Annotated in this window: 10 protein-coding genes; all 10 read right to left on the minus strand. The window is 54.6% G+C overall.

Annotation, left to right across the window (positions count from 1 at the left end; genetic code table 11):
- Positions 1–272: 272 nt before the first annotated feature.
- Entirely contained in the window at positions 273–1,739 is a 1,467-nt protein-coding gene (locus P1L40_RS22710) for an MATE family efflux transporter (RefSeq protein WP_284011851.1), read from the minus strand.
- A complete protein-coding gene (locus P1L40_RS22715; protein WP_284011852.1) occupies positions 1,736–2,326 on the minus strand; it encodes a TetR/AcrR family transcriptional regulator in 591 nt (196 codons plus the stop codon). Before P1L40_RS22715 ends, P1L40_RS22710 begins: the two co-directional genes overlap by 4 nt.
- A 239-nt stretch (positions 2,327–2,565) precedes the next feature.
- A complete protein-coding gene (locus tag P1L40_RS22720; protein ID WP_284011853.1) occupies positions 2,566–3,708 on the minus strand; it encodes a Fic family protein in 1,143 nt (380 codons plus the stop codon).
- Positions 3,709–4,031: 323 nt separating this feature from the next.
- On the minus strand, positions 4,032–4,838 hold the full coding sequence (locus P1L40_RS22725) for a recombinase family protein (protein WP_284011854.1): 807 nt from the start codon (positions 4,836–4,838) through the stop codon (positions 4,032–4,034).
- A 59-nt stretch (positions 4,839–4,897) separates the two neighbouring features.
- Positions 4,898–5,302: an HVO_A0114 family putative DNA-binding protein gene (locus tag P1L40_RS22730; RefSeq protein WP_284011855.1), complete on the minus strand. Its 405-nt coding sequence runs from the start codon at positions 5,300–5,302 to the stop codon at positions 4,898–4,900.
- A 23-nt stretch (positions 5,303–5,325) separates the two neighbouring features.
- Complete coding sequence (locus tag P1L40_RS22735; protein ID WP_284011856.1) at positions 5,326–5,631, minus strand: toxin-antitoxin system TumE family protein; 306 nt, start codon at positions 5,629–5,631, stop codon at positions 5,326–5,328.
- A gap of 253 nt (positions 5,632–5,884) precedes the next feature.
- Positions 5,885–6,817, minus strand: a complete 933-nt coding sequence (locus P1L40_RS22740) for a hypothetical protein (RefSeq protein ID WP_284011857.1) — start codon at positions 6,815–6,817, stop codon at positions 5,885–5,887.
- Between the two features lie 2 nt (positions 6,818–6,819).
- Complete coding sequence (locus P1L40_RS22745) at positions 6,820–7,977, minus strand: hypothetical protein (protein WP_284011858.1); 1,158 nt, start codon at positions 7,975–7,977, stop codon at positions 6,820–6,822.
- A 262-nt stretch (positions 7,978–8,239) separates the two neighbouring features.
- Positions 8,240–9,523, minus strand: a complete 1,284-nt coding sequence (locus P1L40_RS22750; RefSeq protein WP_284011859.1) for a hypothetical protein — start codon at positions 9,521–9,523, stop codon at positions 8,240–8,242.
- A 38-nt stretch (positions 9,524–9,561) separates the two neighbouring features.
- Complete coding sequence (locus tag P1L40_RS22755; protein WP_284011860.1) at positions 9,562–13,578, minus strand: Eco57I restriction-modification methylase domain-containing protein; 4,017 nt, start codon at positions 13,576–13,578, stop codon at positions 9,562–9,564.
- Positions 13,579–13,603: the final 25 nt, after the last annotated feature.

Here is a 13,603-nt window from a genome sequence, read left to right on the forward strand (position 1 = left end):
CGCCGCCGGCCGGGGCACTCAATCTCGCGCTGGACATCGCCACAACGTACAACAGTGCATTGCATACAGTACGCGTCGTCGATATCGGTAGCCTCGCCGTGGACGAAGACAGCGATAGATAGCTCATCGAGCGGGCGCTCGAAGCGAACGGTGAGCGGGCGATCGGTGATATCCGAGAGCGAGCGGACGAGATCGACATACCGGTCGAATCGGCAATCCGCTATGGGCGTGCATAGTTGAGATATCGCCGCGTAAGCTACCGACGGCGGCGCTCAGTCGTCTACTGCCGGTGTCTCGAACTCGTCCTCGAAGTCGGCGTCAGCCGAACCTGTGGACCCGCGCACATCGCCATCACGCCACGTCCCGCGGCGGAACCACAGCCACGCGATAGTCGCACCCGCGATATTTGAGATGAAGAACGCAATCCAGATGCCACGGACACCGAAGATAGCGTCGGCGAACGGAATCGAGAGGCGATATTGGGACGCGACGTACGCGATGGGGAGTCGGATAACGGCGAGGGTTGTGACGGAGATAGCGGCAGCGACGAGCGTCTTCCCCGCGCCGCGGAACCCGCCAGTAAAGGCGCGCATGATGCCGATGAACCCAAAGGAGAGCGAGACGTACCGGAGGAACGTCGCCCCCTCGGTGATGACGGCCGAGTCGTTCGTGAAGACAGCGACGATAGGCTCTGGCACGAGGAATATCACGACGCCCATGAACGCGAGGATGGCAAACAGCCCCTTGGCTGCGAGATAGTTCGCTTCCTCGGCGCGGTCGTATTTCCCAGCGCCGATGTTCTGGCCGCTCATCGTCTCGACACCACGGGCAACGGCGATTGCTGGCAGGAAAATGACCGAGAACACGCGGGTCCCGATACCGAACGCCGCAACGACCGTCGTCGAGAACAGGCCGACGACGATGAGCAAGGCGTTGATGGAGAGTGCCCGGCCGGTTCCCTCGATGCTTGCCGGGACGCCGATTTCGAGGATCTTTTTGAGATACTGGAAGTCGGGGACAAGGTCCGAGACGTGAATCTGGATGCCACGGCTCCCCGAGAGCATGATCGCGAGGCCGACGGCCATCGCCAGACTCCGCGAGAAGACGGTCGCGACGGCCGCCCCCTGGATGCCCAGCTCGGGGACGGCAATCGGGCCTACGTCCCACCCGTTAATCAGGAATGGGTCGAGGATGACGTTGAGGACAACCGTCCCCAACATCACGAGCATCGGCGTAATCGTGTCGCCGGCGCCGCGCATCAGGGAGATGAACACGAAGAAGCCGAACATGAACGGCAGTCCGAGTGCGATCACCTCCATATAAGCCGTCGCACCGGGGAGCACACTTGGCGATGCCCCAAGGAACTCCAGGAACGGCCGGACGAACGGATACGCGACAAGCCCGAGTATCAACGACGCAGCGAAGGCGAAGGTGAACGTCTGGGACGCCGCATACTCTGCTTTTCGCGTCTCCTCAGCGCCAGTATGTTGGGCCACAAGAACACTCCCTGCTACTGATAGGCCCATCCCGAGAGAAATGAGCAAGAAGACCATCGGGAACCCAAAGGAGATGGCCGCTAGCGCATCCGTCGAGTAGCGACCGAGCCAGAAGGTGTCCGCGAGGTTGTAGGCCGTCTGGAGCAAGTTCGTTATGACGATGGGCAGGGACAGATACACCAACGGTTTGAGGATATCCCCATCGGTGAGGTTCAGTTCGTCCTGTCCTTTGAACAGGCTCACGCCGCCACCTCCGAGCCGGGCGTCCAGCCCAGATGCAGGGTCAACGATTGTTCGATAGTCTCGCGAGTCCGCCCGGTCCGCTCACCGAGCGCCACTGAGCGGACGTGCGCGCCGTTAATCATCGTGGCAACGAGCCGGGCTACTTCTTCGGGGTCGGCATCGTCGAAGTATCCCGCCTCGATGCCGTCGCGGACGGCCGTCTCGACGACGGTACGGACGACTTCGTCGAGTTCGACGAACCGCTCGCGAAAGAGATCGTGATAGGGTGCCTGGGCCTTCAGCTCCATTAGCGCGACCGGGAAGTCGTCGTGGTCGGATGAGGACTCCTCGAATACGGCGTCGAGGAAGTCTGTCAGGCGGTCGCGTGGGTCTCGTGCCTCGCAGGCCAGACGCGATTCGAATCGGTCCAGTAGGTCGTCCAGAAAGGCGTTCAGCAACTCTTCTTTGGTGTCGAAGTGGTAGTGAATAGCCGCCGAGGTCACCGACGACTCGTCGGCAATGCGTTGCATCGTGAGGTCGGCGTAGCCGTGCTCGCAGAGTGCACGCCCCGTCGCCTCGATGATTTCGGCAGTGCTCTCAGAACTCATGCTACTCCAACTTACTGACTAGTCAGTTAAGAGAGTTTTGACTAACTAGTCAGTCAGTTCAGCGGATTAGGTCGGACAGCTGCCACGGGCCGAGGACGGACGACGGCTATCAGTAGCATCTGCTGGCCGAGTGGATCTTACCGTATCACAACATGTGGATCGCTCTGTCGACGTAGGATTGCTGGAGACAAACTCTTCTGGATAGAGAAAGCAGTCTGGAAACTGTTTTCAGACGGCGTTCAGGGCGATTCGACGAGAGCGAGAATATCTGGCGCTCTGTATACTCTGTTGCGCTCTTTGTCAGTCAATTCTACGATGATTCCGTCTTCACTGAGCCTCTCAATCGCGTCGTAGACTGCCTGCCGTGAGCGACCGGTCGCATCGATGGCCCGTGGAGCTTTGAGATATGGCTCTTCGAACAAATGGTCGATGACATCCCGGACTGCAGGGCTGTTCGGGAAACGGCTTCGGTAGTCCGCACGGAGCGCGACGAGTTCGATACCACACTGATAGGCATCAATAGCCTGTTCGGCAATCGCGTTCAGGACGAACGTGATCCACGACTCCCACTGGCCATGCTGGCTCACCGCGAGGAGACGGTCAAAGTACTCCGTTCGATAGTGGTTGAAATACGCCGAGAGGTAGAGATACGGTTCTGAGAGCAGGTTTGCCTGATACAGTTGGAGCATAATGAGGAGTCGTCCCAATCGGCCATTCCCATCGCGGAACGGATGAATCGTCTCGAACTGGTAGTGTGTAATCGCGATATCGATCAGTGGGGGATAACTCCCATTTCTAATGTATGAGAGCAACTGATCAAGGAGTAGTGCGACGCTGTTTGGATTTGCCGGGACGAATCGAGCGTTTTCGACGTGGTTATCCGGGCCGATCATGACTGGGATATCATCGCGAATATCACCCGGGCGCTTGTTCTCACCACGGACATCAATGAGTAATGAAGCATGGAGCTCACAGAGGAGTTCTTGATCTATCTGTCTGCCATCATCCAAGGCGTTGAAGCCCGTCCGGATTGCTTCGACGTAATTATACGCTTCACGGATGTCCCGAAGGTTGGCTGCTGAGCGCTCAGGATCGTCGTCGAGATTGTGAAGAACGATATCCGAGACAGTGACATCAGTCCCTTCAATCTGCGAACTCATCGCCGCTTCCCGGACGACAAACGGCGCGATGAGAAGGTTCTCGTTCTCGATGTCGTCGTAGAGTGTCGAGAGCTGTCCGAGAGCATAGCGTGCATCCCCGTAGGCACGGAGGATATCGTCACTGTATGTGAGCTCAGGTGGGAGTCCAGCAGGCTGGTAGCACGGAATATCCTCGTATGGGTCAATCCATCCCGGTCCGTTATCAAAATCATCGGGATTCATTTGACTAAGCAACTGTACCGGAGTAGTTTAATCTGTCGAAAACCATTTAAGCAGATTAATAGCTGAAAATTATTCTTATGAGTCTATCTAGTTCGGGTTGATTTGACTTGACTACATCCATCGCGGTCAGTATTCAATTTCGTGGCAGCTACGCTTACGAGCTAGCCAGCTCCCGGAGACGCTGTGGCACCCAGGTCCCAGAAGCGGTCGATGGTCCAATGCCCGAAACCATACTACCCCAAAGTGGTTGAAATGTACAGACTTTGCCGAGTGTATGTATCCACCGGGCGGGCGGCTGTCGCACAGTATGCAGTGTCGCGTCACTACTGCTGATGACGGCGGATCTCATCGCGAACGATGGTCCGAATGTCCTGCTCGGGGAGGCTTGTATCAATGGGGAGATCCGGTTTCTCTAGGGGTTCGAGTTCTTGTGCGGCAGCTTGGAGCCGCTCGTCTCCGGCTTCAGCGTAGAAATACAGGTCCCGGCGATCATCGTAAAGAGCCCGCAATGTTGACTCAGCGACGGGCGTTCCGTCAGCTGCCTCAGCGTAGGAGTAGCCTTGAGCGACGCGTTCGAGCGCCCGTCGAATAGTCAGGAACTCGTCAGCGTTGACCTGGAGGTAGCCATCTTCAACGTCGAACCCTGCTGGAGGCCGTCCAGTCCATCGGCCGGCATCTTTCGCAGCGTCGATACCAGACTGAATCCGGCGAAGCTTCTGTTTGTGTTCTACGCGAGCGAGGTCACCCATCACACCAGCAATTAGCTGACTCACCGCTCTGTCGACGAGGTCATCATCAAGGCTGAGTTCGAGCCCGACTTCCAGATCTTGAATCCCGGTTTCATGCCTGAGACAGAACTCGAGAAACTCGTGGATTTCGCCGGCGCCGAGTCTGGAAAGACGAGAGAGTTCGTGGACGATGACAACGTCCAAGGCTCCGTCTTCAATATCCGAACGGAGACGCTGGTATTCCTCACCCCGGTCGGTTTTTGTCCCACTAATGATGTCTGTGTAGGCGTGAATCTCCGGTTCGTTGTACGAGTGGTCGGCGAACTCCTGCAGTTCGTCGAGCTGACGTTGTGGGTCTTGGTCTGTAGTCGAGACACGGGCATAGATGCCGATCTCGGGCATATTTCTGCGGCCTCAACCGAGTGTATAAGTTATCCACCTTTTGATGACTCCAGTAACTGTCACGGCGCAGCAGCACCGATATTATCATTCGATCCAGCAAACGGGATATCGATTTCGAGCCCATCGTAGGTCAATAACGGCTTCTTCGCCTGCCCAGAGCCACCTCCCTCGAACTCAATAACACCGATCGATTCGAGTTCAGTGAGATTCCGATGGACCTGTTTGTAGTCTCGGTCGACAAGTTCAGCAGCCTCACGAATACTTTCAGGGCCGTGTTCTGAGATCGCCTCTAGTAACTGCAGATTCTTTGGGCTGAGGAGCCGGCTAAGTTCGGTGTACGATTCGAAATTGAGAACTGGTTGGACATCTTCAAGGTCCTTCCCTTCCTGTGCAGCCTTGATGCGACTGCGAGCACGCTGATCGAGACGGTCGCGTTCACCGACGGTGACTTTGAGCGTTGGCATAGTGTAATCCTCCTTGAAGCGTTCTATGATGACCAGTCCCATGAGACGGGAGATAGTTCTTCAGCTTCCTCTTTGAACTGGTCGTACAGCGTGAGCATCCCGGGGAAATCGATATATTCGACATCGGTCTGGGTGTGGCGCTCGTGTCCTTTCTGTTGTTCGTGAGCGTTGTCGTATCGGATGATGGTATCGCCACCAACTTCGCCGAGATGCAGACTGTAGTCCCAGCCACACGGGTACTTTTTATCGTCAGTCTGTCGGATGGTCACTGCAACAACGTAGCCGTCTTCGACATCCCGCCAGTCTTCGATTGTCGTATAGGACGCCATCCGCTAGCCTATGTTATTACCTCCATAGACATAAGCCTATGGAGGAAGCCCCATAGGAGAGTGCAACGGTTCTGACCGAAAGATTCTGCGGTGACGGTTGGATTGATAAACTGGCCGGGTTTTGACTGGGCCGTAGGAAGGACTACCTTCTTGCGCTCGTTTCCTCCCTGCACGCTCTTCGATCGCATCGCTCCCTGGAGAAGGGAGCCTATTGCCAGCCCTGATTAAATCCGAAGTTACACCACATTTCAGACTAATTCCCGTCAAAACTGTCGGTCAGCGAGGCCTGCTCGGAGCCATGCAGGTAATCCTGCACAGTCTCCGAGAGCACCTGTTGCTCAACCGCTAAAACGGCGTCCATGTGGTCACGGGTGAACCGATACGTGTGATTCTCGACTTGCTCACAGGCTCCGAATTCGACAAGAAAATCAAATACTAATTCCAACTCGGTGAGGCCGACGTTGTGCTTCGGTGCGAAATAGTCACGAACCTCGGTCCGACTAACCTCTATCCCATCGTCGTGGTCTAGTGCTTGCTCACCCCATACGTCGGCGACCGCCATGGCCAGCACTTCATGCTCCATTCCTTCGGTCAGCATGAGCTGGTCGGGCGGGTTCTCGGGTAATTCTATTCCGCGCCGCAAAAGCGACTGTAGATTCCCCGAATCGTTGAACTCACCCGCGAGTGGTCGAAGTTCACCACCATAGTCCTGCGTCATCAGCACGGCATGGTTCGTCAGCTCGTCAACAGTATCTGCGAACTGCGTAGACTCCTCACGCACCTCCTCCAAATATTCCTCGTCCATGTCTTGATAGATGATGATTGGCTCAACAGCCGTTACGGTTCCACTGAGTCCAATCCGGTCACGGACCTGGGCGGCTCGTAAGGCCTCCTCCGCGGCCTCGATATCGATGCTTGCACACTCCCGCATCTGTCGGATATCGCGCCCATCAATATTATTCCCGCTCTTAATCTCCGCGAGCACACAAGTCTCCCCGTCGTACAGTACAAAATCTGGCTCTGCAGTCACACCGGTTCGCGGGTTACTGATTTCCGGGAAGAACATCGGAATACGGACACCATGATTGTAGAGCGCCGGCGTCGCTCGTTCGGTGACAGCGGAGTAAAAGAGATTGTACGTGTTGACTTCGCGCCGTTGCCGTACCCCCTCTGTCACCTCATCCATAGCTACTGTATTGCCACCGGATTATGCGATTTGCTCAGCGAGTACGTCGAGTCCAAGTCGTCGTAGACATCCCGAACGAAAGACCGTAGTGAGAGTGCAGTCGTCGACTCACGGGCGTAGAGAATGATGTTCGGTGGCTCAAGCGCTACGTCAAATAGTTCGTCGTGGTCGGTATCGTAAACCCGGATCTTTCGTTGCTCATCACGAATACCGTAGCGGTATTGATTGCCGTTCAGGATATTTTCCTCTAAATCAGCTATCAGTTCTTCGTTCGTCGCCTGCTCTCGGTCGGGGTCGGTGAGTTCGACTGCGGTGAATCCGTCAACAGTGAAGCCGCTATCGAGTTCTTGCCGCACCGGAGCATGTTCGACTTCGAAACTCTGCCGGTCCAGCTCCTGGTATCCGGCTGTGAGACCCATTATCGTATCTACAGCTTTCCCTTCGGAGCCACGTTTGACAGACCGCATCGTTACCCGGCCCTCATTCGTATTAGAGCCCTGGATGGCAGTTGCCGGGGAATTGGTCTGGTCGAACTCTATCCGAGTGGGTTTGGCGTCAAAGGTCTCCTCCGCATCTTCGAGGTCATTTTCCTCCGCCCCGGAGAATATGAGCGTCGCATCTCTTTCCCGGTTCGGAGCGTGATACTTTGCAGTGAAGCCGGACACACGCGCATCTTTCACCTCATCGGTCAACTCTCTCAGGTCGTCAGCAGAGAGATATAGCCGTTCGACACACGGTAGATAGTTGAGTAGATTCTCGATTGTCTTATCCCGCCAATCGCTGTGAACAGTCGTAAGAACCCATAGATAGCCGTCTTTTGCCACGAAAACAAACTCATCCTCCCGATTCTTCGCTGGTGTAGAAATCCCGACCAGCGAAATATCCTCATCGATTACCTGCTCCGAGAAAGTGTGTTCACCAACGTAGTTTTCAGCATGTCCGGTTATACCATCGTTCTCCGCGATGTACGTCACCCACTGATCCAGTTCTCCAATGTCGTAATCCTGATTGTCGCAAAGATAGATGTTGAGGTCAGTTTGCCCCCCGCTGCGAGTTGTCTTGGATTCCATCTCCTCACCGCTCGTAACAACATATTGGATAAGTTCATCCAGGACTTCTCGCGTGGATTTATCCTCGATGTCTGAGGGGGCAATGTCCATACTAAAGTCGACTCCGTACCATTGATTTATTGTCGAACGGGTTCTATCCTGCGAATCTATCTTAACATGGAAACTATATGAGTAATAAATTTGTTCACGAATATCTAACAGTTCTGGCGATGACCGAGGCGTTTCTGGAGTGGCTCGGCGAGCCGACGTTCGGCTGTGAATACAAGTAGGCGACAGACCAGGAGGTCTACGAGCGTGGCCGTAACAATGTCCGTAGCAGCCTTCAGCCGGTGGGTTGTAGTCTGATAGCCCTTTAGAGAAGCTCGATACCGACCAGAACAAAGGTCAGAATTACGAGAACCACTGTCAAGACAGTCAATAACCAGGTGAGTCTCGTCACCCGACTTTGCAATGTCAGATTCTCATCGGTGGCTGCTAACCGTGTCCGACTCTCGATTGAAGATACCAGTGAATCGATTTTGTTCGACACCATTTCACGCCGCTCGTCAACCTGCTCAAAGGTCTGTTCAGCACTGCTCTCAAAATATTCTATCACAGAGTGTGATCTGTCTCCAGTGTCGAGTGTGGCTGAATCCGACGGAGCAATAGCTGTATCATACGGGACTTCACTGGTAGAGTTCTCATCAACTTCGCCACCGAGATCGTCTTGTAACGCTTGATATTCAGCCTCAAATCGAGTCCGGAACTCTGTGTATTCGATTTGCAACGCTTGAATCTGCTCAGAGACCGGTAGCACCCCATCGACATCTGTCTGACTTGATGACAACGCTAATAGCTCATCGCGAGCATCACTGGCCTTCTCATCGAAGTCGTGAAATTTGCGCCAGCGAGAGTCCGCCCACGTTTTGAGCCGGTAATACCGTCTCAGTGAATCAAATTCAGCAGCCCAGCCCGGTGGGAAGATTAGCTCATCAAATGGTTCTGCATCTGGATGAGCGTCCCTTCGGACTGCGGATAGGCCATCGAAGGGCTGCATAAGGATTCTCGGACAAACAAATACACCACCTCTAATCAGCGACAGCAGCCCGCCAGTTTGAAAACCAAAAGCTGAGAGCGACGAACCTATCTCATGCAGTCTGTCTATGATATCAGCCTTCTCGATTTCTTCTGTTTCTGGAATCAACGGTTCCTCGCCCTCCCACTCAGCATAGTATACACCACTGTGACCCGTCTCTTCATGATCTACCAGGGTCGGAATCTCCGCTAAGGGCTCCGAAAGCTGTGATTGCGGCTTCTCTATCTGGCGATTGTTTTCGCCAGTGAATAGTGACTGTATTTGTTCCTGCGAGAGGATAGCATAGGTTGTCACATCGAGGATGCCCCTTGCTTTACCTTGCACCAGAGTCCGTACCGATTCAAACGGTTCTGAGTCTTCGAGCTCATTTTGCTGGTTGCCTGCAACTCGATGATACCAGCCTCCGGACCCACCAAGTCTCGGACCGCCGTACTCCTCTGGTTCTGCTCCATAAAGCTCTGTGAGGGTAGTGAGCAGTTCGTTTTCATCAGATTCATCTACAAAATCCCAAAAAACGAGTGCAGCAAAGCCGATGTCATCTGCATTGCCTACATCGCTCATGATTCCGATCGGTTTTCGATCAAGGCTGGGACCTCATTCTACTCCCCCACCGCCTCTTCCACAATCTCGATTTCCTCCTCGGTCAGCCCGTACAGCTCGTAGACGATTTCGTCAATCAACTCGTCCGTCCGCTCGATTTTCCCTTCCAGCTCGTCGGCTCGCTCCTTCGTCTCGATGTAACTCTCCAGCCCGTCCCGAACCTCGTCGACAGCGGGCAGCGTCAGCTGCCGCAGCCGGTCGACCAGCGAGTATGTAATCGTCGCCGTCTCGCGAAACTCACCAAACCCACCGGCTTTATCGACGGCCACCGGGACGAACGCCTCAATCAGGTCAGCCTCGGTCTCGGAGAGGTCCGTAATCCGCAGCGCCGGCAGTGGCTCGGTCTCGGTATACGCATCTTTGCCCTTTTTACTTGGGTCCGGTTTGTAGCGTGCGGTGAGCCGAATCTCGACCGTCGTGTCGGACTCACGATTGACCACGGCCTCACCCACTTTGAGATTGGGCCTCTCTTCAACGGTCTGTTGAAGGACTGTGTCGGCGGAACCTTTGGGCGGTTGAGTAAGTCCAATGTCAGCAAGGGTTGGACCGTCAGAATAAGAGCCGAAGTGGTCCCGAAGCGAGAGATTCAGGTTACTTAATTTATTCTGAAGCCGAAGCATTTCATCTGCCAAATTTTCCATAGTTGCTCGTGCTGCTGAATCTGCTCCCCCTTCAATAGCAAGAGTGGTCAGTATGGAATCTATATCCAGTTCCCCGCTTATGCATTGCCTGACAGAGCTTTCAGACACTTCTGAGCGTGCATCAGATTGCCGGATATTGGGGAATGGTAGCTCACGTAGCCCAGTTAGCGTTACCTGACGAAAATCGTCTTTTGAAGCAGAAAGCTCGACGTTAAAGTGCCACCAAGAAAGGAGAGTACTGTTCAATATAGTTAGTAAAAACTTCTCAGAGAACTCCTCAGATGTGAAAATATACACGTCTTTCTTAGAGACAAAAAACTCAGATGAATACGTTCCAAGTAACCGGTCATCCCGACTGACTAATCTTCGAACCAATAATCGGCTGCCCTCAAATACTTCTTTTGACGGAGGACACTCATCCAATAGCTCCCAATCTGCAGAGTCATTGGCACCAATAGTCTCATATCTCGAATAACTGTTCGTACAGATTGGTGTGTCTGCAGTTTCACTCTCGATAGCCTCATCCGTAACAAGGACACCCCTTGTTGATTCTGTGTGCTCTCCTAGAGTGTCTTGTCCTCCAATTCGGTTGTAGAGCGAGATAAAATCTCTACTGAGCGCGATAAAACCGATTTCTTGCCACTGCTTCACTGGAACGCCAGTGAGTTCGAGATTAGCAACTGCCACCTCAGGATCTAAACGTGTGCCACTTAAATTTGCGATATCACACTCGTCTCCTTCACGACCTTTTTGCCAAACAAAGATACCCGTATCCACGTATGCATCTTCGAAAACATCGTATGGTAAATTGACCAGCGTCTGCAGCGCGCCATCGGATAACAAAAAGTCCCTGACCGAATCATAATCCGGACCCGTTTCCCATGATGTTGGGGCGATGAAAGAAAGATACCCACCTTCCCGCGTGAAATCGCCAGCCCTCACGATGAACTGAGAATAGAGGTCATTTGTAACGTCAGGATTGATACAATCCGCAACCTCACCTGGTATTTTTGCGTACGGTGGATTTCCGGCTACTGCATCAAACCCAGCACCCTCTAACCGCTCCCCACCCGACCCGAAGAACACCTCGGGGAACTCCAGCTCCCAATGGAAGAAATCCACCTCTTCAGCGGTCGCCTGCGCGCTTTTGAACCAATCCTCTTCCTGAATCTCAGCCCACTCCTCACCGTCCTCGATCGCACCCGCCATCTCTTCATAGACGCCCTCGGGTACGTCCAGCCCGAACTCTTCGGCGGTGTGCACGTTCGCAATCTCGAAGAGTCTCTTATATAGCGGGTCATCGCGAATCTTGTCGTAGATCGCCTCCATCGACTTGATATCCTCGTAGTTCTCATTGTCGATGGCCAGCAGGTCTTCCATCAACTCCATCACGTGCTCTAATGTCTGCTGTCGAGCTTGGGCAAATACCTGTGTCAGCGTAATCTGCCCTTCCAAATTATTCTCATCGCTCAGCACCTCCGAGATATCCGACCCCACCAGCGAGTTCCCAGCCTTCAGGTGGTGATCCAGGAACGCCAGCGGCTTGTCGGCCGCCAGCGTCTCCAGCCACATCGAGAGCTTCCCCAGCTCGACGGCCATCCCGTTGACGTCGACGCCGTAGATACACTCCTTCGCGATGGTCCGTCGAATCTCCTGCTCGTCACGACCCTGTTCCTCCTGCTCGCGGACGACCTCCATCACCTGCTCGGTGAGATACGCCGTCGCACTGGTCAGGAAATGCGCCGAGCCCATAGCCGGGTCGAGTATCTTTAGCTCCTGGACCTGTCTGTAGAACCGGCCGAAGTAGCCCTGGTCACTGGGCTCCAGCCCGTCGGCCTCCAGTTCCGCGCGAATATCGTCTAGCAGCGGGTCGATGGTCTCCTCAACAATATACGACACCACGTAGTCGGGCGTGTAGTACGCACCCGTAGCCTTGCGCTCGCCGTCGTCGTTGACCACGTATAGCTCGCCTTTCTCAACGTCCTCGACAGCGTCGGCGACGCTCACCTCCGTCGCTGGCTTCCAGACCTGGCCGCCATCCTCAGCGACCGCGGCGTATGGTTCGGAGGCAATGCGGAACTCGTGTTCTAATAGCCCTTCGTAGATACTGCCAAGGTGCCGGGTGTCCAAATCGGCGTAGTCGGCCAGGACGGGGTCCTCGTCGTCGCCTTCGGTTGTCCCGAGCCGGTGAATCACCTCGGCGATATACCGGTTAGATACTTCGTTTTCCGCCAGGAACTGATTGCTTTCCTCATCGAACAGCCCACCGTTGTAGGGCGGTATCCCCAGTTCCTCGTCGCCTTCGTCGACGAGCTCGAAGAGGTTCTCCAGTCGCGCCCAGAATTGGGTCGACCGGTCGCTGTAATCCTCGTAGATATCGCCCGACGTGATGTCCTCGTGAATCTCAGCACGGAGCTCGTCAAGGCTGAATAGCTCCTCGTATTCGTCCTGAGCTTCGGGGTCGTCGGGATGAATGAGCCCACGAGACTCCGCGTAGAGAACAAACATCAACCGATACAGCAACACGAGCGACTGCTCTTTCAGCTCGGCTCGGGCTGCTTCGTCCTCCGGGTCGATATCGAGGTCGTTCGTCTCGATGAACCCCTCTCCCAGCACGCGAAGCGCAGTGAAGACGTTATCTTGGAGGTCTTCACCTAACTCTTGGGCCGCCGTCTCCGATTCGTTCCAGACCGTATCCAGAAAGGTCGTTCCGCCAGTCTCGCGAAATGCTGCCGGTCGGAAGAACGCGTAGAAATATTTGAACCGCTCCAGATCGCCACTGGCCAGCAGTTCGGGTAGGTCGACCTCGTAATAAATCTCTGTGGCGTAGTCTTTCGTCCCGTAGAGACGCCACTTCTTGCCGTCAGTGAGAATCCCCCACTGGAGCCGTTCGGGTGTTTTCTCCAGATAGTACTTAATCTGGTGAGATGCGTCGCGGTAGGAACGGTGTTCGTCGAACTTTTTTGTGAAATCTGCGCCCCACTGCTTGGCTTCGAGGACGGCCGACGCCATGCCGTACATAGCATCATCGTTCCCGTCCAGCGCCCGCTTAGCCGCCTCTCGGCGCGTCTCGTCGGAGTCGAACAGCAGTCGGTCATTGTAGCCCTTTCCACCAGGGACAGTCGTCTCCGATTGCCTCCCAAACCCGAGGATATCGAGTACTTCGTCGATCCACGAACTCAACAGCTCGTCTTCTTTGTAGCCGGGAAGCAGGTCACCCTCCAGTTCCCAGAGTTCTTGGAGGTCTTCGAAGGCCTCCGTAGCTTCGGCGTTACACTCCCACTCCTCGAGATCATCAATTCGCTCATCGAGATAGTACCCCGAAAAGAGACTCGAATTTCGGTAAGGCGTTGAGCTAAGCGTCGCTTGGCTCATTTTGCCCCAAGTACAATTGTTCCTA

Source organism: Haloarcula pelagica (assembly GCF_030127105.1).
Lineage (GTDB): Archaea > Halobacteriota > Halobacteria > Halobacteriales > Haloarculaceae > Haloarcula > Haloarcula pelagica.